This is a genomic window from Rahnella inusitata (assembly GCF_018288855.1).
GTDB classification, from domain to species: domain Bacteria; phylum Pseudomonadota; class Gammaproteobacteria; order Enterobacterales; family Enterobacteriaceae; genus Rahnella; species Rahnella inusitata.
Genome location: NZ_CP065024.1, coordinates 1,736,831 through 1,762,085 on the forward strand (window position 1 = coordinate 1,736,831; position 25,255 = coordinate 1,762,085).

The following is a 25,255-nucleotide window of genomic DNA, read 5'->3' on the forward strand; positions in this document are numbered from 1 at the left end:
CACTGAGGCTAATGTATGAAAAAGTTGTTCAAGGTTCTTCCGCTGGTTCTGGTCTTAGCCAGTGCAGGCAGTGCATTTGCTGCCGCGCCTAAAGCAATTAATATCGGCACCGATCCGACTTACGCCCCATTTGAATCAAAAGACTCCAGCGGTAAGCTGGTCGGTTTTGATATCGATCTCGCTAACGAAATGTGTAAGCGTGCGGCCATCAAGTGTACTTACGTTGAAAGTGATTTCGATGCGCTGATCCCTTCCCTGAAAGCCAAAAAAATTGATGCGATCATTTCCTCACTGTCCATCACTGAAAAGCGTCAGCAGGAAATTGATTTCACTGAGAAACTGTACGCCGCCAACGCCCGTCTGATCGCGCCAAAAGGCTCAAAAGTGTTGCCTGAACTGGATGCGCTGAAAGGCAAAAATGTCGGCGTATTGCAGGGTTCCACTCAGGAAGCGTATGCCAACGCAATGTGGCAGCCAAAAGGCATCAACGTGGTGGCTTACCAGAACCAGGATCTGATTTATGCGGATCTGGCATCTGGCCGTCTCGACGCAGCTTTCCAGGATGAAGTAGCAGGTAGCGAAGGCTTCCTGAAACAGTCAGCCGGTAAAGATTACGCGTTTGCGGGCCCTTCTGTGAAAGACGATAAATTCTTCGGCGTGGGTACCGGCATGGGGCTGCGCAAGACCGATACCGATCTGAAAGCCGCACTGAACAAGGCGTTTGACAGCATGCGTAAAGACGGGACTTACGACAAGCTGGCGAAGAAATATTTCGACTTTGACGTATACGGCGGCTAATTGCCCGCTGTGTGATGTGCCACAGGGGGCGGTGCGCCGCTCCCTGAGGTTCTGGCGCGGGCGCTCGCTGGCCTGCGGCGGGATCCACTGAGACAGGAAAAAACCATGCTGTATGGGTATTCCCAGGTAATCATCCAGGGCACGTTGGTGACACTGGAACTGGCGATTTCGTCAGTGGTTTTAGCGCTGGTGATAGGGCTTATCGGAGCGGGTGGGAAACTGTCAAAAAGCCGGGTTATCTCTGGTTTCTTTGGTTGTTACACCACGCTTATCCGCGGCGTACCTGATCTGGTATTGATGTTATTGATTTTTTACGGCTTGCAGATTGCGCTCAATAGCGTAACGGAATCCCTGGGATTGACCCAAATTGATATCGATCCGATGAGCGCCGGTATCATTACGCTCGGCTTTATCTACGGAGCATACTTCACCGAGACATTCCGTGGCGCGTTTATGGCCGTTCCCCGTGGACAGATCGAAGCGGCGACCGCCTTTGGTTTCTCCGGCTCACAGATTTTCCGCCGAATTCTCTTTCCAGCCATGATGCGCTTTGCGCTGCCTGGGATTGGCAACAACTGGCAGGTGATTTTGAAGGCCACCGCGCTGGTGTCATTGCTCGGCCTCAATGATGTGGTAAAAGCCACGCAGCTGGCAGGCAAGGGCACATATCAGCCGTTCTACTTTGCGATTGTCGCGGGTGTGGTTTATCTGATCTTTACCACGCTGTCGAACGGCGTGTTGTTATGGCTTGAACGCCGCTATTCGCTGGGTGTGAAGAGGGCTGAGCTATGATCGACATTCTTCAACAATATGGCTGGTCGCTGCTCTATAGCGATGGCTACCGGTTTACCGGTCTGGCTGTCACCCTGTGGCTGCTGATCAGCTCCGTCGTCATTGGCGGATTGCTGGCCGTACCGATGGCGGTGGGCCGCGTCTCTTCCAATAAATTTATCCGTTATCCTATCTGGCTTTACACCTACATCTTTCGCGGCACGCCGCTGTACGTTCAGCTGCTGGTGTTTTATTCCGGGATGTACAGTCTGGAAATCGTGCGCGGAACGGATTTTCTGAACGCGTTCTTTCGCAGCGGTCTGAACTGTACGATCCTGGCGTTAACGCTCAACACCTGCGCATACACTACGGAGATTTTTGCCGGTGCCATCCGTTCGGTGCCGCACGGTGAAATCGAAGCGGCGAACGCCTACGGATTTTCGCGCTTCAAACTCTATACCTGCATTATTTTGCCATCGGCACTGCGCACGGCGCTGCCTGCGTACAGTAACGAAGTCATCCTGATGCTGCACTCCACCGCGCTGGCCTTTACCGCCACCGTGCCGGATGTGCTAAAGATTGCCCGTGATATTAACTCGGCGACCTATCAGCCGTTTTACGCCTTCGGCATCGCGGCGGTCATTTATCTTTGTGTTTCTTTTGTTCTGATTGGTCTGTTCCGCAAGGCGGAAAAACGCTGGCTGGCGCACGTTAAGCCTCAGTCCGCTCATTAAAAAAAGCCAACTATCGACACCATTGCGGGAAACGTTATGTCAGAAAACAAATTAGCTGTTCTCGATTTACACAAGCGCTACGGCGACCATGAAGTGCTGAAAGGCGTGTCGCTTACGGCTAACGCCGGAGATGTGATCAGCATTATCGGCTCATCGGGCTCCGGTAAAAGTACCTTTTTGCGCTGTATAAACTTTCTCGAGAAGCCAAGTGAAGGCTCGATCAGCGTCAATAATCAGGACATCCGTATGGTGCGCGACACCGACGGCCAGCTGAAAGTCTTCGACAAGAAGCAGCTGCAACTGTTGCGCACCAAACTGACGATGGTGTTTCAGCATTTCAACTTGTGGAGCCATATGACGGTGCTGGAAAACGTCATGGAAGCGCCGGTGCAGGTACTGGGGCTGAGCAAAGCGCAAGCGCGCGAACGTGCCGTGAAGTATCTCGACAAAGTCGGGATCGATGCACGTGCTCAGGGAAAATATCCGGTGAACTTGTCCGGTGGCCAGCAGCAGCGCGTGTCTATCGCCCGTGCGCTGGCGATGGAGCCCGAAGTACTGTTATTCGATGAACCGACCTCCGCGCTCGACCCTGAGCTGGTTGGCGAAGTGCTGCGCATCATGCAGAAGCTGGCGGAAGAGGGGAAAACCATGGTTGTGGTCACCCACGAAATGGAATTTGCCCGTCATGTGTCAAATCACGTGATTTTCCTGCACAAAGGTGTGATTGAAGAGCAGGGCAATCCGGCGGAAGTCTTCAGCAATCCGAAAAGTACGCGTCTGCAACAGTTTTTGTCGGGTGCGCTGAAGTAATTGAAAGCCACTGAGAAGAGCGGGATGGCGTTTATTCGCCGGCTATATTCCCTCCACCTCCCCCTTCGCTGGGGGAGGTGCTTAAGTCATTAGCTTTTCGCAGCCAGCAGGCACAGCTGCACGGTCAGCTCGTAAGATTTCACAAACGAATTCACAGGCAGAAACTCATACTTTGAGTGGAAATTGTGCGCACCGGTGAAGTAGTTCGGGGTCAGCAGACCTTTGGCTGACAGCGCCGCGCCGTCGGTGCCGCCGCGCATCGGGATCACTTTCGGCTCAACGCCGATCTCTTTCAGCCCGGCAAAAATCAGATCAATCGCCCGGCGATCTTCGCCGATCGCACTGCTGATATTGCTGTAGGTATCGCTGATATCCACCGAGACCTTCGCCGTCGGATACTGAGCGGCAATGATCTTCGCCACATCCTGAATTTTCTGTTTACGCGCCGCAAAGCTGGCACTGTCAAAATCACGGATTGACGCCTTCAACTGCGCGCCCTGTTGCGTTGCGCTCATACCGTTGAACCAGACGTAGCCTTCGCGACCTTCGGTGTTTTCCGGTGTTTCTGCGCGATCAAAATGGCTGATGAAATCCTGTGCCATCAGCAGCGGATTAACCAGCACGCCTTTGGCTGACATCGGGTGCGCCGTGACGCCGGTAAAGTCGATTTCCACCGCCGCCGCATTAAAGTTTTCGTACACCACTTCGCCCAGTTCACAACAGTCGATGGTGTAGGCGAAATCCACGTCAAAGCGCGCCAAATCCAGTGCTTTTGCGCCGCGCAGTCCGATCTCTTCATCCGGTACAAACGCTACCACGATATCGCCGTATTCCTGATCGGCCCTGAGATTCTCCAGCACGGTCATCACTACGGTCACGGCAGCTTTGTTATCGGCGCCCAACACGCTGGTGCCGTCGCTGAAAATGATCTCTTCGCCCTGATAGGGCAGAATTTCCGGTCGTTCGGAAGGGCGCAGCCAGATGTCTTTTTCTTTGTTCAGGCACACATCGCTGCCGGTGAAACGCAGAGTCTGCGGGTGAATATCAGCGCTAAGACCGACATCGACGGTATCAATATGCGTAATAAAACCAATGCGCGGGCCACCCTGTTTGGTGCCGCGCTTAACCGCCGTGACGGTCGCATATTCATCAATCTGAATATTTTCTAAGCCGAGCTGATGTAGCTCATCGGCCAGCAAACGCGCCATGTCATGTTGACCCGGCGTGCTCGGTAAGGTGTTCACACTGGCGTCACTTTGTGACGTCACGGAGAGATAGTGGTAGAAACGTTCGGTAAGCTGTTTTGCGATAGTTGTCGACATCTTGACCTCTGAATGATCGCCAATGGGTTTACTTGTTATAAGATTTTCATATATAACAAAGTATTACTAGTTGTTATTCAGATGTTAATCTGTTTTTGCTTTGGGTTCCATGATGAAGAACTTTTAAACACTCTCCGGACGGGGAAAAAAGGGAAAAAATGAAACACAACATCCTCAAAATAAGCACAGGGTTACTGGCGCTGGCAATCACTGGTGGTGTATCCGCCAAAACGCTGGTTTATTGTTCTGAAGGTTCACCTGAGCAATTCAATCCGCAACTTTACACCTCGGGAACCTCGGTGGACGCCAGCGCGGTACCGATTTATAACCGCCTGGTCGATTTCAAAACCGGCACCACTGAGCTGGTGCCGAGTCTGGCGGAAAGCTGGGACGTCAGCCCTGACGGCAAAACCTATACCTTCCACCTGCGCAAAGGCGTGAAATTCCAGAGCAGCAAGCTGTTCAAGCCGAGCCGTGATTTCAACGCCGATGACGTGATCTTCTCGTTCATGCGCCAGAAAGATGAAAATAATCCGTACCATAAAGTCTCCGGCGGCACGTACCTGAACTTCGACAGTCTGAAGCTGGGCGATTTGATTGGCAGCATTGATAAGGTTGATGACTACACGGTGCGCTTCAATCTGACCCGCCCGGAAGCGCCGTTTGTCGCCGATCTGGCCTGGTATTTCGCGTCTATCCTCTCGGCAGAATATGCCGATCAGATGCTGAAAGCCGGTACACCGGAAAAACTCGATCTCAATCCGGTGGGCACCGGTCCGTTCGAGCTGGTTCAGTACCAGAAAGACACGCGTCTGCTGTACAAAGCCTTCCCGGAATACTGGCAGGGCAAATCTAAAATCGATCGTCTGGTATACACCATCACCCCGGATGCTTCGATGCGTCTCGCAAAACTGGAAAAAAATGAGTGTCAGGTGATGCCGTTCCCAAATCCGGCAGATCTTGACCGTATGCGCGCCAATAAAGATATCAATCTGATGAGCAAATCTGGCCTGAATACCGGTTTCCTGTCCTTCAATACCCAGAAACCACCGCTGGATAACGTGAAAGTGCGTCAGGCACTGAGCATGGCGATCAACAAGCCGCAAATCATCGAGGCAGTATTCCGTGGCACCGGCACAGCGGCGAAAACGCTGTTGCCGACCGGCGTCTGGGGTTACAACGACAAGGTAACCGATTACGATTATTCACCGGAAAAAGCCAAAGCTTTGCTGGCGGAAGCGGGCATGCCGAACGGTTTTGACATCGACCTGTGGGCGATGCCGGTACAGCGCCCTTACAACCCGAACGCCCGACGTATGGCGGAGATGATTCAGTCTGACTGGGCGAAGATTGGCGTGAAAGCGCACATCGTCAGCTATGAGTGGGGCGAGTACCAGACGCGTATCCGCAATGGCGAGCACATGGCTGCGTTGATGGGCTGGACCACCGCCAACGGTGATCCGGACAACTTTTTTGGCCCGTTGTTTACCTGCAACGCCGCGAAGGGTGGATCCAACTCAGCCAAGTGGTGTTACGCACCCTTTGACCAGTTGATTACCGAAGCCAAAGAAACCACCGATCACGCCAAACGCGTCGCGCTTTACGAGCAGGCACAGCAGATGATGCACGATCAGGCTCCAGCGGTGATGATTGCGCACTCGACGATTTTCGAACCGGTTCGCAAAGAAGTGAGCGGGTATGAGATTGATCCGTTTGGGAAACATGTGTTTTATCAGGTGGATATTAAGGAGTAAGACTTAGATCGGGAAGGTTTCGGTTTCTCGCCGTTCATTCGACGCCGTTTTTGAAAGCGGCCACTGGCTATGTAAGTCGAATGAACAGTGAGTCTATATTTCGGAATTTAAATATAAAAATTGAACCGGTTTGCTCCTCCCCCTGCGAAGGGGGAGGAGTATGGCTGGCAATAGCAGAACTACCTGAAATATAGCCGGGATGCATGGCTCATGTTTGAAAAGCTGGCAGTCCATTACCCCAACAAATCCTCCAGGGCTCCCTTCAGCTCCTGGTGCTGATACGCAAACCCGGCTGCCTCCAGCCGCTTCGGTACCGCCCGCTGGCCGCCAAGCACCAGCACCGACGATTCTCCCATCAGCAACCTTACAACGCCCGCAGGCGCCCGCATAAACGCCGGACGATGCAGAACTTCACCGAGCAGGGCACTGAACTGTTCATTACGCGCCGGATAAGGCGAGACCATGTTGAACGGGCCGGTGAGGGTTTCATGCATCAGCAGGAAAATGATGCCGCTGACCATGTCGTCGATGTGGATCCACGGCATGTATTGCTGACCATCGCCGATCGGGCCGCCGAGACCTGCGCGGAAAGGCAGAACGATTTTCGCCAGCGCCCCGCCTTTGGCCGCCAGCACGATGCCGGTTCGCAGCAGACACACGCGGGTGCGCGGGCTTTCTGCCGTCAGCGCCAGCGCTTCCCAGCGGGCGCAAAGTTGCCAGGTAAACTGCTTATTAGGCGGTTCATCCTCGGGGACTAACGCCTGCCCCTGATCGCCGTAATAACCCACTGCCGAACCTGAAATAAAGACTGACGGTGGCGTCTGGCTGGCGTTGATGAGCTGGGCCAGTTTTTCGGTTAACTGCCAGCGGCTTTCGCAAAGTTTGGCTTTGTACTCTTTCGTCCAGCGCTTATCGGCAATCGGCTCGCCCGCAAGATTGATCACTGCATCGAAACCATCCAGCGACGTTTTGCCGTCCAGCGTTTCCCAGAGCTGAACCTGTGAACCCAGTATTTTTGCGGCGCGTTCGGTAGCACGGGTGAGGGCGGTAATCTGATGAGATTGCTCAACAAGTCTCTCGGTGAGCCTGCGGCCAATGAGCCCGGTAGCGCCAGTGATCAGGATTTTCATGTCAGGTTCCTTAACTGTCTGAATATGCGAATGAACTGTTTGTAATCATAGTTGAGTCGCCGCGCTTAACGCGCGATATGGAGCACAATTAGTGGAAATTATTTACAGCGGGAGTTTAAAAGAAGAACCCCCGGCAGACACCGGGGACAGAGCGGTTATTGATTGTTGATGCGGGTGGTATCGGCCAGTGCGTAGGCTTTTTGCGTCGCCGGACGGGCTTTGACGCGCTCGAACCAGTTACGCACCGCCGGATACTCCGCCAGATCAATGCGCTGGCGCTCATGCGCCACAATCCACGGGTAAGTCGCAATATCTGCAATACTATAAGTGTCTCCGGCGATGTAAGCGTTTTTGGTCAGTTGGGTATTGAGTACGCCGTACAGACGTTTGGTTTCCTGCTGAAAACGTTCGATGGCGTAGGGGACTGGCTGCGGGGCGTAATGGGTGAAGTGATGATTCTGTCCGAGCATCGGGCCCAGTCCGGCCACCTGCCATGTTAACCATTCCAGGGTGGTTGTGCGTTCGCGCAGTTCCTTGCTGAGAAACTTGCCGGTTTTTTCCGCCAGATACTGCAAGATTGTGCCGGATTCAAATACGCCTATCGGTGCGCCGTTGTCTACGGGCAGACTGTCGACAATGGCCGGGATTTTATTGTTAGGCGAGATGGCCAGAAACTCGGGTTTGAACTGATCGCCTGCGCTGATATCAATTCGGTGAAGGCGGTAGGGCAATCCGGCTTCTTCCAAAAAGAGGGTAATTTTGTGGCCGTTCGGTGTGGGTGCGTAATAAAGATCAATCATATTGCCTCCTGCGTTATGTTAATCACTCTGTGGGAGCTGCGGGACGAGATACGCCAATGTGGAGTCGTCAATCACACGTTTTTAAAGTGATTGAGTAGGGTATCATAACGCCGATGAATACCGGCCTGCCTCAGACCTTTGTCGGAGTTGTCTTATGGCGAAGTTTGTGGGGTAACATAACTTTTACCTGTCACCAACGCATCCATTGCTATTGAAGCCATGTGGCAGACCCAGATAGAATCTCCGGACATTGTCGACGTGTTGCACCAATTACTGCGCACAGACCCATTGCGCACAGACCAGCGCTTAAAACAGAAGGTTTCAGCGGATGTCAGAACAAGAGCAAAACATCAGTACGGAAGAATGGGTTGATATCGTCAACGAAGACAACGAGGTCATTGCCCAGGCCAGCCGACAACAAATGCGTGCTCAGGTCCTGCGTCACCGTGCCAGCTACATTGTGGTTCATGACGGAATGGGAAATATTTTGGTTCAGCGCCGTACAGAAACCAAAGACTTCTATCCTGGCTGGCTGGATGCAACGGCAGGTGGAGTGGTGCAAAGCGGCGAAAATATTCTTGATTCAGCCCGCCGTGAAGCGGAAGAAGAGTTAGGAATTGCCGGTGTACCTTTTGCCGAACACGGCCAGTTCTACTTCGAAGAAGAGAACAAATGCCGCGTGTGGGGCGCGCTGTTCAGCTGCGTATCGCATGGCCCGTTCGCGCTACAGGAAGAAGAGATTGATTCGGTGCGCTGGATGACGCCGGAAGAAATCACCGCGCGCTGCGACGAATTCACGCCGGATTCTCTGAAAGCGCTGTCGCTGTGGATGACACGCAATAATGAGAAAGAACACGGCAAGCCGTTAACCCGCGAAATGGCTGCGCCGGTTGTTGAAACGCAAGACGTTGAAACAACCGATGTGAATGATGAGGAAAAAAATCAGGGTCCTTCTGTCTGATTATCCGATAAAAGCGGGCGATATCACGTCGTCCGCTGCTTTTAAGCCCGCGCTTTAACAGCTTTCCCGCTTACACAATGACGAGGCGATCGTCACCTCTTCCCACTCTTCATCATGGATTCTTGCCAGCAATGCCTGCGCTGCACGGGTGCCAATTTCTTTGTGCGGAATGGCAATGGTGGTCAGCGGCGGCTGGCAGACTTTGCTCACGTCGGCATTGCCAAACCCAACGACTGCCAGACTGTCGGGCACCTTGATACGCCTGCGCTGGCACTCATACAGCGCACCGCATGCCAAATCGTCTGAAACGCACACCAGCGCGTCGATCTCGGGCCACGCCAACAGAAACTCCGGTAACTGCTGAGCACCGGTAGAGAAGCTGGCGGGCTCGGCGGCGTTGATCACCCTGTGCGGTGACATATGCGCTTTCAGCATCGCTTTGCGCCAGCCCTGTAAATGTTGCTGGAAAATCCACTGCTCCTGATTGGCACACAGCATGCCGATGTTCTGGTATCCCTTGGCGACCACGGTTTGCGTGAGCTGAAACATCGCTTCGACATAATCAATGCCGATGTTCATATCAATGGGGGAATCGGTCAGCGCACCGATTTCCAGCACCGGAATAGTCAGATTGTCCAGCCACTGCCGCACATTGGCGGAGTGCTCGACGGAGAGCAAAATGGCTGCGGCCAGGTTGTATGACAGCAGCGTTTCGAGCAGCTTTTCTTCGCGCTCAATACGGTGCTGGGATTCAGCCAGCATTATCTGATAACCGGCGGGTTGCAGAACTTTCTGTAGCCCGGCAAACATCTCGGCACAGCCCGGTTCTGACAGGCTCGGGACGATCATGGCGATGGTATAAGAAGAGGCGGAGGCCAATGAACTGGCGGCCTGGTTGGGCAAATAACCCAGCTGGCTGACAGCTTCTTCAATCTTTTCACGCAGCTTATCGGAGACTTGTTCTGGCGTGCGCAATGCGCGGGAGACGGTCATGCTACCCACGCCCGCAAGCTGCGCCACATCAGCCAGCGTTACCCTCCCGGTACTGCGTCTTTTCTTGTTAATGGACATTCACAATCCTGACTCCTACACCCGCAGGTATAGCGAAAAAAGCAAGCCACAGCAGGGTGATACCCGAAGGTTCTGCGGCAGAATTGGGTAAATTATCGGTGATTTCCCGACAAAGTATACCGTTATTTGTGCGAACTGCGGTCCGGCGATACCGGAAGGTGACTATTTTTGATAGCGCTATCACACTTCACAATGATAGAAGCTTGGTAGCGCTATCTTTGTGAGATGTATCACAGATGTTAACGCTACCGGTGAGTAGAGTCAGGGCGTTGGTGTTGTCTGGGGGAATTCGGCACGCCAGCTCATAAAAAAATAAACCGGAGCTCTACCTATGCTGAATGATTGGCTGACGTCTGACAGGATTCAGATCAGAACAGATATCACGGACTGGCGGCAGGCAGTGGAAGTCAGCGCTGAGCCACTGTTGAAAGATGGCACTATCACGCCTGATTACCTGACGGCGATTTTTGCCCAGCGGGAAAAGTTGGGCCCGTACTTCGTTCTGGCACCGGGGATTGCGATGCCGCATGCCAGGCCGGAAGAGGGCGCGAAAGGATTAGGGCTGTCGCTGCTCACGCTACCACACGGCGTGAAATTTAATTCAGAAGATAACGACCCGGTGTATACGGTGGTGATGTTATCGGCACCGGATAAACACAGTCATCTCGAGTTAATCTCTGAACTGGCGGAGTTATTCTCCAGCGATGAAGAGATGCAGAAAATACATCAGGCGGCAGATATTAAAACAATTCAGGATGTCATCGCGAAATTCTGACTCTGAAATCTTCATTAATGGAATGACGTTAATTCATCACGGAAGTAGTGACCCGTAATGACATCAGAAAACATTCTGATGCGAGAACCTACAAACTTTTAAAAACACAGGTGAATAAGATGAAAATCATGGCGATTTGCGGTTCCGGTTTAGGCAGCAGCTTTATGGTCGAAATGAACATTAAAAAAGTGCTGAAAAAATTAAATATTCAGGCTGACGTTGAGCACTCTGATTTGTCGTCGGCCATTCCCGGTGAGGCCGATCTGTTCGTCATGGCGAAGGACATCGCTGCCAGTGCTAACATCCCGGAAAATCAGCTGGTTGTCATAACCAATATTGTGGATGTCAACGAGCTGGAAGCTAAATTAGTCGCCCATTTTGAAAAACATCCGGTGTCCTGACGGCCACTAAACCCTACATATAAAACTAATAAAGTATGAGGTGGATATGTTTATCCAGGAAACGCTCAAGTTTGTGGTTGATATATTAAAAGTCCCGGCTGTTCTGGTCGGGCTCATCGCATTAATCGGCCTGGTCGCACAAAAGAAAAACTTTTCTGATGTGGTAAAAGGTACGGTGAAAACCATACTGGGTTTTCTCGTATTAGCAGGCGGTGCGACGGTATTAGTCGGCTCGTTAAATCCGTTAGGCGGAATGTTCGAACACGCCTTTAATATTCAGGGAATTATTCCCAATAACGAAGCGATTGTCTCAATCGCGATGGAAAAATTCGGTGCCCCTACCGCATTAATTATGGCCTTTGGTATGGTCGCGAACCTTATCGTGGCACGTTTCACCCGCCTCAAATACGTCTTCCTGACCGGGCACCACACGTTCTATATGGCCTGTATGATCAGCGTCATTCTGACGGTGGCCGGTTTTGAGGGCGTGGCGCTGGTCTTTACCGGTTCCCTGACACTCGGCCTTATCATGGCGTTCTTCCCGGCACTGGCGCAGCGTTACATGCGTAAAATCACCGGCAACGATGATATCGCCTTCGGCCATTTCGGCACCATCGGCTATGTGCTTTCCGGCTGGATAGGCAGTAAGGTCGGTAAAGGATCACGCTCTACCGAAGAGATGAACCTGCCGAAAAACCTCAGCTTCCTGCGCGACAGTTCCATCTCCATCTCGCTAACCATGATCATTATTTATCTGATTATGGCGGTCTTCGCCGGACAGATTTTCGTTGAAGCAACCTACAGCGCAGGCCAGAACTATCTGGTGTATTCCATCATTATGGCAATTACCTTCGCAGCGGGTGTGTTCATCATCCTGCAAGGTGTACGCCTTATTCTGGCTGAAATCGTTCCTGCGTTCGTCGGTTTCTCCGAGCGACTGGTGCCGAACGCGCGTCCTGCACTGGACTGCCCGGTGGTGTATCCGTATGCGCCAAACGCAGTGCTGATTGGCTTCCTGTTCAGCTTCCTCGGCGGTCTGGTCGGGCTGTTCCTGCTGGGGCAGATGCACATGGTGCTGATCCTGCCAGGCGTAGTGCCGCACTTCTTTACCGGTGCCACAGCGGGCGTATTCGGCAATGCCACCGGCGGACGCCGCGGCGCGATGTTTGGTGCCTTTGCCAACGGTGTGCTGATCACCTTCCTGCCGGTTCTGTTGCTGCCGGTACTCGGTGCCCTGGGCTTTGCCAACGCCACGTTCTCTGACGCGGACTTCGGCGTCATCGGTATCCTGCTGGGTAATCTGGCTCGCTTCATGTCGAAAGAAGCCATTATGGCGCTGATCGTCGGGATCTTTGCCGTCCTCGTCGCTTACAACTATCTCGGTAAAAAACCTGCTGCGGCGAAAGCAATCAGCGAAGAGTAATTCAGTCACTCATTACGTCTCTTATCACCCACCGGGAAACACCGTTCAGACCTGCCAGCAATGGCAGGTCTGGATAAGTGCTCACTAAAATAAGGACCCAAAAAGATGAAAGATGTCCACGAGGTTCGTTCTCTGGCCCGTCATATCCGCATCGAGACGCTGAAAATGCTGACCGGTCTGGGATTCGGGCATTACGGCGGCAGTATGTCAGTGGTGGAAACGCTGGCGGTATTATACGGCGATGTCATGCGCATTGACCCGAAAAAACCTGACTGGCAGGAGCGCGATTATTTTGTGCTCTCCAAAGGTCATGCCGGTCCGGCGTTGTACGCCACGCTGGCGCTGAAAGGGTATTTTCCGGTCAGCGAACTGAAAACGCTGAATGAAAATGGCACCAAACTGCCAAGCCATCCCGATCGCCTGCGCACGACTGGCGTCGATGCCACCACCGGTTCGCTTGGGCAGGGCGTGTCTATTGCCGCCGGCATGGCGCTTTCTCACAAGCTGGCGGGCCGTACCAACCGCGTGTTCTGCATTCTCGGCGACGGTGAACTGAACGAGGGCCAGTGCTGGGAAGCCTTCCAGTTTATCGCGCACCATAATCTGCATAACCTGACGCTGTTTATCGATTACAACAAACAACAGCTCGACGGCACGCTGGATGAAGTGATCAGGCCTTTCGATCTGGCCGGTAAATTCAGCGCCTTTGGTTTTGATGTGCAAACCATCAAAGGCGACGATGTCGTCGCAATCAGCAATGCAGTCACGCCGGTGCGTCAGGGCGAGCAGCGTCCGCTGGTCGTGATCCTCGATAGCATTAAAGGGCAGGGCGTGACCTATCTTGAGCAACTGGCGAATTCCCACCATTTGCGCTTAACGCCGGATGTGAAACTGGAAATCGAAAATGCGATCGCCGAGCTGGAGGCCACCCATGTTTGAAGTCTCTCTGGAATTACAAAAAGACGCGGTGGAAATGCGTAAGGTTTACGCCAATACCGTGCGCGAAAAGATTGTTGAGAACACGCCGATCATCGCGCTGGAAGCGGATTTGATGAGCTCGATGGCGATGGACAGCGTGCATAAAGACCATCCTTCCCATGTCATTAACTGCGGCATCATGGAGGCCAACGTGATCGGCGTGGCCGCGGGGCTATCACTTACTGGCCGCGTGCCGTTTGTGCATACGTTCACCGCTTTTGCCAGCCGCCGCTGCTTCGATCAGCTGTTTATGTCGCTGGATTACCAGAAGAATAACGTCAAAATTATTGCATCCGACGCTGGCGTCAGCGCCTGTCACAACGGCGGTACGCATATGTCCTTTGAAGATATGGGCATCGTGCGCGGGCTGGCGAACTCGGTAGTGATGGAAGTGACCGACGCCGTGATGTTCCGCGATATTCTGTTACAGCTGATGGATCTGAAAGGATTCTACTGGGTGCGAACAATACGTAAACAGGCGACGCAGGTTTATCAGGAAGGTTCGACCTTCACCATCGGCAAAGCGAATGTGCTGCGCGACGGGAAAGATGTGACGCTGATTGCCAACGGCATCATGGTGGCGGAAGCGCTGAAAGCGGCAGAGATGCTGGAGCGCGAGGGAGTGAGTGCGGCGGTGATCGACATGTTTACGCTCAAACCGATTGATAAAGACATTATCATTAAATACGCCGCCAAAACGGGCAAAATCGTCACCTGCGAAAACCACAGTATTCACAACGGGCTGGGGTCAGCAGTCGCGGAAGTGCTGGTAGAAAACCATCCGGTGCCGATGCGTCGCGTTGGCGTGAAGGAGCGTTATGGACAGGTCGGAACGCAGGAGTTTTTACAGCAGGAATACGGGCTGACCGCCGAACATATTCTCGAGGCTGCAAAGCAGTTGCTGTGAGCGAGAAGTGAGGAAATCAGAAAATAAAAACGCCGACGAGATGTCGGCGTTTTGCTGTCTTGCATACTGTTATTCGGGCGTAAAATAATTCAGGGAATTATTTTGCTGCCTCTTCTGCCTGAGCAGACTGAATCGCAGTCAGTGCCACGGTGTAGACGATATCGTCAACCAGTGCGCCACGGGACAGGTCGTTAACCGGTTTGCGCATACCCTGCAGCATCGGCCCGATAGAGACCAGATCCGCAGAACGCTGTACCGCTTTGTAGGTGGTGTTACCGGTGTTCAGATCCGGGAAGATGAACACGGTCGCCTGACCTGCAACCGGTGAATTCGGTGCTTTGGACAGAGCAACGTCAGCCATGATCGCGGCATCGTATTGCAGAGGGCCATCGATGATCAGGTCAGGACGTTTTTCCTGCGCCAGACGGGTCGCTTCACGCACTTTCTCAACGTCGCTGCCCGCGCCGGAATTACCGGTCGAGTAGGAAATCATCGCCACGCGCGGTTCGATACCGAATGCCGCGGCGGAATCCGCAGACTGGATCGCGATTTCAGACAGCTGTTCAGCCGTTGGATCCGGGTTGATCGCGCAGTCACCGTAAACCAGAACCTGGTCAGGCAGCAGCATGAAGAACACAGAAGACACCAGGGAGCTGCCCGGTGCGGTTTTAATCAACTGCAACGGTGGGCGGATGGTGTTAGCGGTGGTATGAACGGCACCGGAAACCAGACCGTCAACCTTGCCTTGTTCCAGCATCAGAGTGCCGAGAACTACGTTATCTTCCAGCTGCTCGCGCGCAACCACTTCGGTCATGCCTTTGCTTTTACGCAGCTCAACCAGACGCGCCACGTATTCTTCACGCACGGCAACCGGGTCGATGATTTCGATGCCTGCACCCAGAGTCACACCCTGAGCCGCGGCAACGCGTTTGATCTCATCCGGATTACCCAGCAGCACGCATTCTGCAATACCACGTTCAGCACAAAGTGCTGCCGCTTTAACGGTACGTGGCTCGTCGCCTTCCGGCAGAACGATACGTTTACCGGCTTTACGGGCCAGCTCGGTCAGCTGATAACGGAACGCTGGCGGAGAGAGACGGCGTGAACGCTCGGAGTGAGCGCTCAGAGACTCGATCCAGTCCGCGTTGATGTGAGAAGCCACATACTGTTGCAGTTTCTCTACGCGCTGATGGTCGTCCGCCGGGACTTCCAGATTGAAGCTTTGCAGGCTCAGGGACGTCTGCCAGGTGTTGGTGTCTACCATGAACACTGGCAGGCCAGTCTGGAAAGCACGTTCGCACAGGCTGTTAATGCGTTCGTCAATTTCGTAGCCACCGGTCAGCAGGATAGCGCCGATTTCCACGCCGTTCATTGCTGCCAGACAAGCTGATACCAGCACGTCTGGACGGTCAGCGGAGGTCACCAGCAATGAACCTGGACGGAAGTGCTCCAGCATATGTGGAATGCTGCGTGCGCAGAAGGTCACGGATTTCACGCGGCGGGTTTGCACGTCGCCTTCGTTGATGATGCGGGCATTCAGGTGTTTCGCCATGTCGATTGCGCGGGTGGCAATCAGCTCGAAGCTCCATGGAATGCAGCCCAGCACCGGCAGCGGACTGTTAGCGAACAGCTGAGTCGGGTCGATGTTCGCCACGCTGGCTTTGTTGGAATCATCAAAGATTTCAGAAAGGTCAGGACGTGTGCGGCCCTGATCGTCAACCGGGGCATTCAGTTTGTTGATGATAACGCCGGTGATGTTGGTGTTTTTACTGCCGCCGAAGCTGGAACGGGCCAGTTCGATACGTTCTTTCAGCTGCGCCGGAGAATCGTTGCCCAGCGCCAGAACGAAGACGATTTCTGCGTTCAGGGTTTTAGCGATTTCATAGTTCAGCGCGTTAGCAAACTGATGTTTACGCGTTGGGACCAGACCTTCCACCAGCACCACTTCTGCGTCTTTGGTGTTTTCGTGATAACGCGCGATGATTTCTTCCATCAGCACGTCTTGCTGGTTTGAACTGAGCAGCGCTTCAACGTGGCTCATTTTCAGCGGTTCAGCTGCGGTCACGGAAGAGTTAGCGCGAATGATGGTGGTGGTTTGATCAGGTGCATCGCCGCCGGCACGTGGCTGTGCGATCGGTTTGAAGATGCTCAGGCTGACGCCTTTTTGTTCCATTGCACGGATCACGCCGAGGCTGACGCTGGTCAGACCAACGCTGGTGCCTGTGGGGATCAACATAATTGTACGGGACACGGCTAAACCTCTTTAACGGTTGCCAGGCAGAGACGGTCGCAGGTTTGTGCAGAGGAGATAATGATCAGCATAAGCGCGATGATTATCCTGCGCGGTGCGTCCAAACGGGCGGCGTTTGCCTTGAGTTAAAAAATCACTGCCAGCAATCGCTGGCAGTGTTGAATCGGATTATGCGGTCAGACGTGCGGCGTCTTGCGCAATCACCAGCTCTTCATTGGTTGGGATAACCAGAGCGGTGCGGGTGCCTTCTTTATTGATGGCACCGGATTTGCCAAAGCGTGCTGCAAGGTTGCGTTCGTGGTCAACTTCAAAGCCTAACAGGCCCAGTTTTCCAAGAGACAGTTCGCGCACCATGGCTGCGTTTTCGCCGATACCGCCGGTGAAGACTACCGCGTCCAGACGACCTTCCATCAGTGAGGTATAGCTACCGATGTATTTCGCCAGACGGTGGCAGAATACGTCCATTGCACGTTTGGCATCAGGTTTGGTGGTGTAGTTGTCTTCAACGTAACGACAGTCGCTGGTGACTTCGGTCAGGCCCAGCAGACCAGATTCTTTGGTCAGCATTTTGTTGATTTGATCAACGCTCATGCCCAGAGAGTCGTGCAGGTGGAAAATGATCGCCGGGTCGATGTCACCGCTACGGGTGCCCATCACCAGACCTTCCAGCGGGGTCAGACCCATGGAAGTATCGACGCATTTACCGTTACGGATTGCGCTGACGGAACCGCCGTTACCCAGGTGGCAAGTGATCAGGTTCACTTCTTCCACTGGTTTATTCAGCATTTTCGCGGCTTCCTGCGTCACATAGAAGTGGCTGGTGCCGTGTGCGCCATAACGACGGACGTGATGATCGCGGTACAGCTTGTACGGGAGAGCGTACAGGTAAGATTCTTCTGGCATGGTCTGATGGAAAGCGGTGTCGAAAACGGCAACGTTTTTGTCAGCCAGTTTAGGGAAAGATTTCAGCGCTTCGTCGATACCAATCAGGTGAGCCGGGTTGTGCAGCGGTGCAAACGGGATAGATTCTTTGATGCCTTCGATAACAGCATCGTTGATCAGCATGGACTTGGTCAGCTTTTCGCCGCCATGAACGATACGGTGGCCGATGGCAACCAGCTCTGCGGACAGCTCAGGTTTTTTGCTCAGGATCTTGTTAACGATGTATTTCAGCGCTTCACTGTGTGCGGCACCCGCACCCAACGCGGCTTCTTCTTTGCCACCGTCCATTTTCCACTTAATGCGCGCTTCTGGCAGGTGGAAGCATTCGGCTAAACCTGAAATGTGCTCTTCGCCGTTCACAGCATCAATGATTGCGAACTTAAGGGAAGAACTACCACAGTTAAGAACCAGTACAAGCTTACTCGACATGGAAGTACCTATTTATTGTTGGTGCTGTTTAAGGAAAAAAACAAAACACATGGTTAATAAATCGTCAGTCTGACATCAAGCGTAGCGCATAATGGCGGTGACAATTATGATTAACATCATGCCAGAGAGCCAAAGCAGGCATGATAATGAAAAAGCTAAAGAATCGCAGGACGCCGGTTTTATTTGTGCATATCCATCGCCGAAGTGTGGTGGCGCAGTGCACAAAATGTCTCTGTTTTACGTCTTTAGAATGTTATCTGTTAGTAAAAACCCTAACAAAGAATACAATTAGTAATTACAAAACACCTCAGCCCGAGGCACTATGCTTAATGATGAGGGTGTAAATGCTGCGACAGGATACCGGCACGTTTCAGCAAAAACAAAATATATTTTATCGTGGTAAACTCCAGTTTGTGTTTTACAAATATTTTTTAATTATTACACGTGAAGTTGAGGTGCAATTATGACGAGTAAGCCAACAGGCTCTGTAAGCTGGTTCCAAGTATTCCAGCGTGGGCAGCATTATATGAAAACATGGCCGTCTGATAAGCGCCTGGCTCCGGTATTTCCGGAAAACCGGATCTCCACAGCGACCCGTTTTGCGGTGCGCTTTATGCCGCCGGTCGCGATTTTCACGCTGACCTGGCAGATAGCCCTCGGCGGCCAGCTTGGCCCCGCGGTCGCCACGGCGATATTTGCCTGTAGTTTGCCAATGCAAGGACTGTGGTGGCTCGGCCGCCGTTCACTGACGCCATTGCCGCCAACATTGCTGAGCTGGTTCCACGATGTTCGCAACAAACTCGCCGAAGCCGGTCAGGCCCTCGCACCAGTGGAAGGCACCCCGACCTATCAGGCACTCGCGGACGTCCTGAAACGTGCGTTCAAGCAGCTCGATAAAACCTTTCTAGACGATCTGTAAGCCGTTTCTCCCCCCGCTTACGTTCTCAGCTTCATAATTGTTAAGCTTCGCTGCAGTGCATATTGACCGGAGGAAAGTCTCCTCCGGTGATTATTTCACATGAGATCCAGACCCAAATCAAAGAATGGTGTGCTTGCGATTTCGCAGAAGTTTGCGCTATGCCATGCTTTGCTCATTATGCAGACATGAGGATTTTCACGATGGAAATGACTAACGCGCAACGCCTGATCTTGTCGAATCAATACAAAATGATGACTATGCTGGATCCCGATAACGCCGAACGCTATCGCCGTTTGCAAACGGTGATCGAACGCGGTTTCGGCTTGCAAATGCGCGAGCTTGACAGGGACTTCGGTGAACTGCCGGAAGAAACCTGCCGCACCGTGATTAACATTATGGAAATGCACCATGCGATGCAGGTGTCCTGGACCAATCTGAAAGACACTCAGGGTCTGGATCGCCGCCGTATCGATTTTCTCGGCTTTGACGCTGCCACAGAATCCCGCTTTTTAAGCTATGTCCGCTTTATGGTGAACACCGAAGGACGTTACACTGACTTTGACGCTGGCACCCATGGGTTTAACTCGCAGACCAAAATGTGGGATAAATACCAGCGTATGTTGGCGGTCTGGCAATCGTGCCCGCGTCAGTATCATCTGAGCGCCGTCGAGATAGCGCAAATTATTAATGCCTGATTTGAATTAACTAAAGAGGAATGACCTGTGGAGTGTAAAGGTTTTTTGTTCGACCTTGATGGAACGTTAGTGGATTCATTACCGGCCGTTGAGCGTGCATGGGTTAACTGGGCACTCAGTTGGGGAGTCAGCCCGCAGGACGTTCTGGCCTTTATTCACGGCAAACAGGCGATCACCTCTTTACGTCACTTCATGGCCGGTGAAAGTGAGGAGACGATTCAACAAGAGTTTCTGAAGCTGGAAAAAATCGAAGCCACTGACACCGAAGGCGTCTGTTCGCTGCCGGGTGCACATTTATTGTTAAGCGAACTGAATCGCCAGAATATTCCATGGGCGATTGTGACATCAGGCTCAATGCCGGTTGCCAGTGCGCGCCATGCCGCGGCACATCTGCCCGCGCCGGAAGTGTTCATTACCGCCGAGCAGGTTAAACACGGTAAACCTCAGCCAGATGCCTATTTACTTGGCGCAGAGCGTTTAGGTCTGGCACCGCATGAGTGCGTCGTGGTGGAAGATGCCGCGGCAGGCGTAATGGCCGGTCTGGCGGCAGGCTGCAAAGTGATTGCGGTGAATGCGCCCGACGATACGCCGGGGATCGAGAATGTCGATTTCGAACTCACCACGCTGGAAGTTCTGCTGGTGAACAGTACAGAGCAGGGCGTCACAGTGAGCCTGCGTTAATTCATATTGTTGATTAAAAGTACACATTCATTGACCTGAACCTCGCTCCGGCGGGGTTTTTTTATGCCATGCTAAAACCGATTTTAAGTTTTCCAACTCAACGCAAAAGGAGTTTGTTTTGACCGGTGAATTAATCTGGGTTGTGGTTCTGCTGCTGATTGCGATGGTGCTGTTCGCGCGCAATACGCTGCGCATGGACATCGTCGCTTTGCTGGTCATCATTGCCTTTGTGCTCAGTGGTACGCTGACTCTTAACGAAGCGCTGGCCGGATTTAGCGATCCGAACGTGATTTTGATCGCTGCTTTGTTTGTCGTCGGTCACGGACTGGTGCGAACTGGCGTGGCGTATCAGGTAGGTGACTGGCTAATGAAAGTCGCCGGTCACAGTGAAATCCGGATGCTGATTTTGCTGATGCTGACTGTCGCCGGGCTGGGTGCATTTATGAGCTCCACCGGCGTGGTAGCAATCTTTATTCCGGTGGTGATCAGCGTTTCTGCCCGCATGAAAACCTCGCCGGCGCGGCTGATGATGCCGCTGAGTTTTGCCGGTCTCATCAGCGGCATGATGACGCTGGTCGCCACGCCGCCGAATATGGTGGTGAACAGCGAGCTGTTGCGGGAAGGATTTGACGGTTTTGGCTTCTTTGGCGTCACGCCGGTAGGGCTTGTGGTGCTTGTCATGGGTATCGGATATATGCTGATCGCCCGTCGGTGGTTGTCTGCCGAAGAGGCCTCGCAGGATAAACAGCGCTGGAAGCGCCGCACTTTCCGCGATCTGATCCGCGATTATCAGCTCAACGGACGCGCGAGGAGGATGACCATCCGTCCCGGCTCACCGCTGGTGGGGCGCACGCTCGACGATCTGCATCTGCGTTCCCGCTATGGCGCCAACGTGGTGGGGATCGAGCGCTGGCGCAAGTTCCGCCGCGTGATGGTCAGCGCGACCGGTAACACCGAATTGTGCGCCCGCGACGTGCTTCTGCTCGATATGACGGATCCCGATATTTCCGTCAGACAAATGTGTACCGATGAAATGCTGGAGCCCATGGTGCTGCGTGGCGAATATTTCTCCGAGCAGTCCCGCGATGTCGGGATGGCGGAAGTGTCGCTGATCCCTGATTCTGAGTTGTTGGGCAAAACTTTACGCGATGTGGCGTTTCGCTCCACGTACGGTCTGAACGTGGTGGGCATCCGCCGACAAGGCGAAGCGCTGCCGGGCAAACTGGTCGATGAGGAATTGCAGCTCGGCGACATGTTACTGGTGATTGGCGACTGGAAACTGATCCGCCAGCTTCAGCAGCAGATGCATGATTTCATTGTGCTCAGCCTGCCCGCCGAAGTGGATGACGTCGCTCCGGCACTCAGCCAGGCACCTCATGCGCTGTTCTGTCTGGCCCTGATGGTCGCACTGATGCTAACCGACGACGTGCCAAATGCCATTGCGGCAATCGTCGCCTGTCTGCTGATGGGAAAATTTCGCTGTATCACAATGGAAGGTGCGTATCGGGCCATTCACTGGCCGAGTTTGCTGCTGATCGTCGGGATGATGCCGTTCGCACTGGCGCTGCAAAAAACCGGCGGCGTGGCACTGATTGTCGAAGGTCTGATGCAGGTGAGTGGCGGTTATGGACCGTACATGATGCTGCTGAGTTTGTTTGTCCTTTGCGCCACCATCGGGTTGTTTATTTCCAATACGGCGACGGCGGTACTGATGGCGCCAATCGCTATCGCGGCGGCGCATCAGATGGGCGTATCGCCATACCCGTTCACGATGATTATCGCTATTGCGGCTTCGGCGGCATTTATGACGCCGGTGTCATCTCCGGTGAATACGCTGGTAATGGTACCGGGGAATTACCGCTTTGGTGATTTCCTGCGTATCGGGGTGCCTTTCACGTTGCTGGTGATGGCCGTCAGCGTGTTTCTGGTGCCGGTACTCTATCCGTTTTGATTCACGGCCATGTTGAAAGCCCATCGCGCTGACCATCTATGACGGTCAGAGCGATTCATCGAGGCTGATTTCGTCCAGGGAAAGGCTAAAGCTCGGGACGAAGATCTCCATGAAGTAGTCCATCTCCGGGCTTTTACGGTCGGCCAGCGTTTTTTCCAGACGCGCCTTAGCCAGCGTGAATTCGTTGTTACCCGCCGACAACTCTTCCAGACATTTCAGATAGGCGCACAGCGCGTCTGCCTGTTTTACAGTCAGTTTTTCGTCATCGCTGTAGTAATGCTCATCGATCAGCGGGCGGAAATCCTCCTGCAATTCTTCAGGCAACATCTCAATCAGCTTTTGCTGAGCAATCTTTTCGATCTTTTTGTATTCATGCGCGATTTGCGGATTGTAATACTTGATAGGTGTCGGCATGTCGCCGGTGAGCACTTCGCTGGCATCGTGATACATCGCGAGCAGGGCGACGCGTTCGACGTTCAGGTTGCCATCAAATTTGCGGTTTTTAATCACGGCCAGTGCGTGAGCCACGAAGGCGACCTGCAAGCTATGCTCGGAGACGTTTTCGGTGCGTACATTACGCATCAGCGGCCAGCGGCTAATCAGTTTCAGGCGGGAAAGGTGGGCGAAGAAATGGCTCTGATTCATAGCACTCTCATTAATAACGGCAAATGAGTGTCCATTGTGAGGAGTGTGAAGGCAATCGGCAAGTGTGATCAGAAAGATAAAACAGGGCGCAGAATTCTGCGCCCTAGGGAATTACTGACGGTAGGTTTCGAGGAACCGGCCCAGTTTATTAATTGCCATTTCCAGCTCATCGACGCGCGGCAGCGTCACGATACGAACGTGATCCGGATACGGCCAGTTGAACGCCGACCCCTGCACCAGCAGAACTTTTTGCTGTAACAGCAAATCCAGCACCAGTTTCTGGTCGTCATGAATATTAAAACGTTTGGCGTCGATACGAGGGAACATATACAGCGCACCTTTCGGTTTCACGCAGGAGACGCCGGGGATTTGGTTGATCAGTTCCCACGCGCGGTCACGCTGTTCCACCAGACGACCGCCCGGCTGAATAAATTCATTAATACTCTGATAACCGCCCAGCGCTGTCTGAATCGCGTGCTGCATCGGCACGTTGGCGCAAAGGCGCATGGAGGCCAACATTTCCAGCCCTTCAATGTAGCCCTTGGCGTGTTTCTTCGGTCCGTTCAGGACCATCCAGCCCTGACGGAAACCGGCGACGCGGTAGGTTTTCGACAGCCCGTTAAACGTGACGGTCAGCAAATCCGGTGCCAGTGACGCAATAGAGATGTGCTGGGCTTCGTCGTACAGGATTTTGTCGTAGATTTCGTCGGCGAAAATGATCAGGTTGTGTTCGCGGGCGATGTCCACGATCTGCATCAGCAGTTCTCTGCTGTAAACCGCACCGGTCGGGTTATTCGGGTTGATTATCACGATACCGCGGGTGCGCGGGGTGATTTTGTCGCGAATATCGGCGATGTCAGGGAACCAGTCGGCGCCTTCATCACACAGATAGTGCACCGCATTACCGCCGGATAGAGAAACTGCCGCAGTCCATAACGGGTAATCGGGAGCCGGTACCAGCATTTCGTCGCCGGTATTAAGCAGCGCCTGCATTGACTGAACGATCAGCTCCGAAACGCCGTTACCGATGTAAATATCTTCCACCGTCATGTCACGCATGTCGCGTGCCTGATAGTGCTGCATGATGGCTTTACGTGCGGAGAACAGGCCTTTAGAGTCACAGTACCCTTGCGCGGTCGGCAGGTTGCGGATGACGTCTACCAGAATTTCATCAGGTGCATCGAAACCAAAAGGCGCGGGATTGCCGATATTCAGTTTGAGGACTTTGTTACCTTCTTCTTCAAGACGTTTTGCTTCTTTGAGCACCGGGCCGCGAATGTCATAGCAGACGTTGTCCAGTTTGCGGGATTTTTCAATCGGGGACATGTAAATGTGAGCCTTTTGCAGTAAAGCCTGTTCTTCCCTGGCGCACAGCGCCGTAGAACAGTGCGAAGCGGCCAATTTACTCTCCAGAGTCGGGCATGAGAAGGGCTGCGCACCGTTTTGGTGAAAAACAGTAGGAAAAGCGCGGGTGTTGGGGATTTCTGTTTCGTTTGGGGTTTTGAATTGGTGTGTTTATTTGCCAATTAGGTTATTGGTAGTTTTAAATTCTGCCAACGCCTGATTTGTGACCGAAAAATTCACTGTTTTGACTGCCTGACAGGTGATTAGCTGACAGGAGTTTGTAGGTAATTTGCACAGTACATCACTAAAACTTACTAAACCTCGATAAATTCTGAAAAAAAATCCCCTGATTTTGAGATTCAGGCACAAATCATGAAGACGAATATGTTTTATTTATCTAATGATTATTAATAACCGCTGGATGAATGATCATAAGATAAGCCTGTCGGCGTATGTATTTTGTCAGGTTTTATAAATACGTTCTTTACCTATATTTGATCAATTGGCTATAAAGAATTTTGGCAGGGTGTAGAAAAATCTTAATGTCAGTTAAACTGATTTTTTGCGAAGAGTAATGGATATCCTCGTGAGTTAATGAATTTGTTGAAGTATATTTTTATACATCACAAGTGAATAATTAATGTTGCTTATGGTTTTGGGGCGATGATAGCGCTCAATCGCAGGCGGCAGCAGGGAAGTTGCCTGAAAAGATGTCGGTTAATTAGTCAAAATGGTCTATTCTTTTTTTATTAAGATTATCTAA

23 protein-coding genes are annotated in these 25,255 nt (G+C 52.7%); 15 read left to right on the top strand and 8 right to left on the bottom strand.

What is annotated here, in order from left to right; all coding sequences use genetic code 11:
• Nucleotides 1-15 precede the first annotated feature (15 nt).
• From argT to hisP, 4 genes are all read left to right on the top strand, one after another.
• Nucleotides 16-798 carry a lysine/arginine/ornithine ABC transporter substrate-binding protein ArgT gene (gene argT, locus I2123_RS08210; RefSeq protein ID WP_112166866.1) on the top strand — a complete coding sequence of 261 codons (783 nt, stop codon included), beginning with the start codon at nt 16-18 and terminating at the stop codon, nt 796-798.
• Between the two features lie 105 nt (nt 799-903).
• A complete protein-coding gene (locus I2123_RS08215) occupies nt 904-1,590 on the top strand; it encodes a histidine ABC transporter permease HisQ (RefSeq protein WP_112166868.1) in 687 nt (228 codons plus the stop codon).
• A complete protein-coding gene (locus I2123_RS08220; RefSeq protein WP_112166869.1) occupies nt 1,587-2,303 on the top strand; it encodes an ABC transporter permease in 717 nt (238 codons plus the stop codon). Before I2123_RS08215 ends, I2123_RS08220 begins: the two co-directional genes overlap by 4 nt.
• Before the next feature lie 36 nt (nt 2,304-2,339).
• Nucleotides 2,340-3,113, top strand: coding sequence for a histidine ABC transporter ATP-binding protein HisP (gene hisP, locus I2123_RS08225; protein ID WP_112166871.1), 774 nt, complete (start codon nt 2,340-2,342; stop codon nt 3,111-3,113).
• Between the two features lie 89 nt (nt 3,114-3,202).
• On the opposite strand, the gene pepT is transcribed toward hisP, so the two are convergent.
• On the bottom strand, nt 3,203-4,435 hold the full coding sequence (pepT, locus tag I2123_RS08230; protein WP_213052175.1) for a peptidase T: 1,233 nt from the start codon (nt 4,433-4,435) through the stop codon (nt 3,203-3,205).
• A 158-nt stretch (nt 4,436-4,593) separates the two neighbouring features.
• Between pepT and I2123_RS08235 the strand changes: the two genes are divergently transcribed.
• The gene (locus I2123_RS08235; RefSeq protein WP_213052176.1) at nt 4,594-6,189 is read left to right on the top strand and encodes an ABC transporter substrate-binding protein; all 1,596 of its coding nucleotides are present in this window, start codon (nt 4,594-4,596) and stop codon (nt 6,187-6,189) included.
• A gap of 233 nt (nt 6,190-6,422) precedes the next feature.
• Here I2123_RS08235 and I2123_RS08240 read toward each other — a convergent pair whose 3' ends face one another.
• Nucleotides 6,423-7,319: a TIGR01777 family oxidoreductase gene (locus I2123_RS08240; RefSeq protein WP_213052177.1), complete on the bottom strand. Its 897-nt coding sequence runs from the start codon at nt 7,317-7,319 to the stop codon at nt 6,423-6,425.
• 155 nt (nt 7,320-7,474) lie between these two features.
• Nucleotides 7,475-8,119: a GSH-dependent disulfide bond oxidoreductase gene (gene yfcG / locus I2123_RS08245; protein ID WP_112166879.1), complete on the bottom strand. Its 645-nt coding sequence runs from the start codon at nt 8,117-8,119 to the stop codon at nt 7,475-7,477.
• A 328-nt stretch (nt 8,120-8,447) separates the two neighbouring features.
• On the opposite strand from yfcG, the gene yfcD reads away from it, so the two are divergent.
• A complete protein-coding gene (gene yfcD / locus I2123_RS08250) occupies nt 8,448-9,080 on the top strand; it encodes an NUDIX hydrolase YfcD (RefSeq protein WP_244879899.1) in 633 nt (210 codons plus the stop codon).
• 54 nt (nt 9,081-9,134) lie between these two features.
• Here the strand turns inward: yfcD and I2123_RS08255 are convergent, their stop codons facing one another.
• Nucleotides 9,135-10,151, bottom strand: coding sequence for a LacI family DNA-binding transcriptional regulator (locus tag I2123_RS08255; protein WP_213052178.1), 1,017 nt, complete (start codon nt 10,149-10,151; stop codon nt 9,135-9,137).
• Nucleotides 10,152-10,482: 331 nt separating this feature from the next.
• Between I2123_RS08255 and I2123_RS08260 the strand changes: the two genes are divergently transcribed.
• From I2123_RS08260 to I2123_RS08280, 5 genes are all read left to right on the top strand, one after another.
• Entirely contained in the window at nt 10,483-10,926 is a 444-nt protein-coding gene (locus tag I2123_RS08260) for a PTS sugar transporter subunit IIA (protein ID WP_213052179.1), read from the top strand.
• Nucleotides 10,927-11,045: 119 nt separating this feature from the next.
• Entirely contained in the window at nt 11,046-11,327 is a 282-nt protein-coding gene (locus I2123_RS08265; RefSeq protein ID WP_213052180.1) for a PTS sugar transporter subunit IIB, read from the top strand.
• Between the two features lie 46 nt (nt 11,328-11,373).
• Nucleotides 11,374-12,750 (top strand): PTS ascorbate transporter subunit IIC, encoded by a 1,377-nt coding sequence (locus I2123_RS08270; protein WP_213052181.1) that lies wholly within the window; start codon nt 11,374-11,376, stop codon nt 12,748-12,750.
• 105 nt (nt 12,751-12,855) lie between these two features.
• Complete coding sequence (locus tag I2123_RS08275; RefSeq protein ID WP_112166890.1) at nt 12,856-13,689, top strand: transketolase; 834 nt, start codon at nt 12,856-12,858, stop codon at nt 13,687-13,689.
• Complete coding sequence (locus tag I2123_RS08280; protein ID WP_213052182.1) at nt 13,682-14,635, top strand: transketolase family protein; 954 nt, start codon at nt 13,682-13,684, stop codon at nt 14,633-14,635. Before I2123_RS08275 ends, I2123_RS08280 begins: the two co-directional genes overlap by 8 nt.
• Before the next feature lie 97 nt (nt 14,636-14,732).
• Here I2123_RS08280 and pta read toward each other — a convergent pair whose 3' ends face one another.
• Complete coding sequence (gene pta, locus I2123_RS08285) at nt 14,733-16,871, bottom strand: phosphate acetyltransferase (protein WP_208640419.1); 2,139 nt, start codon at nt 16,869-16,871, stop codon at nt 14,733-14,735.
• Between the two features lie 183 nt (nt 16,872-17,054).
• On the bottom strand, nt 17,055-18,257 hold the full coding sequence (gene ackA / locus I2123_RS08290) for an acetate kinase (RefSeq protein ID WP_213052183.1): 1,203 nt from the start codon (nt 18,255-18,257) through the stop codon (nt 17,055-17,057).
• A 463-nt stretch (nt 18,258-18,720) separates the two neighbouring features.
• On the opposite strand from ackA, the gene yfbV reads away from it, so the two are divergent.
• The 4 genes from yfbV to I2123_RS08310 all read left to right on the top strand — a co-directional run bounded on the left by yfbV (nt 18,721) and on the right by I2123_RS08310 (nt 22,503).
• Complete coding sequence (gene yfbV, locus I2123_RS08295) at nt 18,721-19,176, top strand: terminus macrodomain insulation protein YfbV (protein ID WP_112166900.1); 456 nt, start codon at nt 18,721-18,723, stop codon at nt 19,174-19,176.
• 200 nt (nt 19,177-19,376) lie between these two features.
• Entirely contained in the window at nt 19,377-19,871 is a 495-nt protein-coding gene (locus tag I2123_RS08300; protein ID WP_112166902.1) for a YfbU family protein, read from the top strand.
• A gap of 27 nt (nt 19,872-19,898) precedes the next feature.
• Nucleotides 19,899-20,552: a sugar phosphatase gene (locus I2123_RS08305; RefSeq protein WP_213052184.1), complete on the top strand. Its 654-nt coding sequence runs from the start codon at nt 19,899-19,901 to the stop codon at nt 20,550-20,552.
• A gap of 118 nt (nt 20,553-20,670) precedes the next feature.
• The gene (locus I2123_RS08310) at nt 20,671-22,503 is read left to right on the top strand and encodes an SLC13 family permease (RefSeq protein WP_213052185.1); all 1,833 of its coding nucleotides are present in this window, start codon (nt 20,671-20,673) and stop codon (nt 22,501-22,503) included.
• 45 nt (nt 22,504-22,548) lie between these two features.
• Here I2123_RS08310 and yfbR read toward each other — a convergent pair whose 3' ends face one another.
• Nucleotides 22,549-23,148, bottom strand: coding sequence for a 5'-deoxynucleotidase (yfbR, locus tag I2123_RS08315; protein ID WP_112166909.1), 600 nt, complete (start codon nt 23,146-23,148; stop codon nt 22,549-22,551).
• A gap of 111 nt (nt 23,149-23,259) precedes the next feature.
• Nucleotides 23,260-24,474, bottom strand: coding sequence for a pyridoxal phosphate-dependent aminotransferase (locus I2123_RS08320; protein WP_112167387.1), 1,215 nt, complete (start codon nt 24,472-24,474; stop codon nt 23,260-23,262).
• Nucleotides 24,475-25,255: the final 781 nt, after the last annotated feature.

Coding starts and splice junctions, on each gene's coding strand:
- argT (WP_112166866.1), top strand. CDS start 16: ATGAAAAAGTTGTTCAAGGTTCTTCCGCTGGTTCTGGTCTTAGCCAGT.
- I2123_RS08265 (WP_213052180.1), top strand. CDS start 11,046: ATGAAAATCATGGCGATTTGCGGTTCCGGTTTAGGCAGCAGCTTTATG.
- yfbV (WP_112166900.1), top strand. CDS start 18,721: ATGACGAGTAAGCCAACAGGCTCTGTAAGCTGGTTCCAAGTATTCCAG.
- yfbR (WP_112166909.1), bottom strand. CDS start 23,148: ATGAATCAGAGCCATTTCTTCGCCCACCTTTCCCGCCTGAAACTGATT.
- ackA (WP_213052183.1), bottom strand. CDS start 18,257: ATGTCGAGTAAGCTTGTACTGGTTCTTAACTGTGGTAGTTCTTCCCTT.
- yfcG (WP_112166879.1), bottom strand. CDS start 8,119: ATGATTGATCTTTATTACGCACCCACACCGAACGGCCACAAAATTACC.
- hisP (WP_112166871.1), top strand. CDS start 2,340: ATGTCAGAAAACAAATTAGCTGTTCTCGATTTACACAAGCGCTACGGC.
- I2123_RS08240 (WP_213052177.1), bottom strand. CDS start 7,319: ATGAAAATCCTGATCACTGGCGCTACCGGGCTCATTGGCCGCAGGCTC.
- I2123_RS08270 (WP_213052181.1), top strand. CDS start 11,374: ATGTTTATCCAGGAAACGCTCAAGTTTGTGGTTGATATATTAAAAGTC.
- pepT (WP_213052175.1), bottom strand. CDS start 4,435: ATGTCGACAACTATCGCAAAACAGCTTACCGAACGTTTCTACCACTAT.
- I2123_RS08300 (WP_112166902.1), top strand. CDS start 19,377: ATGGAAATGACTAACGCGCAACGCCTGATCTTGTCGAATCAATACAAA.
- I2123_RS08255 (WP_213052178.1), bottom strand. CDS start 10,151: ATGTCCATTAACAAGAAAAGACGCAGTACCGGGAGGGTAACGCTGGCT.
- pta (WP_208640419.1), bottom strand. CDS start 16,871: ATGTTGATCCCCACAGGCACCAGCGTTGGTCTGACCAGCGTCAGCCTC.
- yfcD (WP_244879899.1), top strand. CDS start 8,448: ATGTCAGAACAAGAGCAAAACATCAGTACGGAAGAATGGGTTGATATC.
- I2123_RS08320 (WP_112167387.1), bottom strand. CDS start 24,474: ATGTCCCCGATTGAAAAATCCCGCAAACTGGACAACGTCTGCTATGAC.
- I2123_RS08275 (WP_112166890.1), top strand. CDS start 12,856: ATGAAAGATGTCCACGAGGTTCGTTCTCTGGCCCGTCATATCCGCATC.
- I2123_RS08280 (WP_213052182.1), top strand. CDS start 13,682: ATGTTTGAAGTCTCTCTGGAATTACAAAAAGACGCGGTGGAAATGCGT.
- I2123_RS08260 (WP_213052179.1), top strand. CDS start 10,483: ATGCTGAATGATTGGCTGACGTCTGACAGGATTCAGATCAGAACAGAT.
- I2123_RS08220 (WP_112166869.1), top strand. CDS start 1,587: ATGATCGACATTCTTCAACAATATGGCTGGTCGCTGCTCTATAGCGAT.
- I2123_RS08235 (WP_213052176.1), top strand. CDS start 4,594: ATGAAACACAACATCCTCAAAATAAGCACAGGGTTACTGGCGCTGGCA.
- I2123_RS08215 (WP_112166868.1), top strand. CDS start 904: ATGCTGTATGGGTATTCCCAGGTAATCATCCAGGGCACGTTGGTGACA.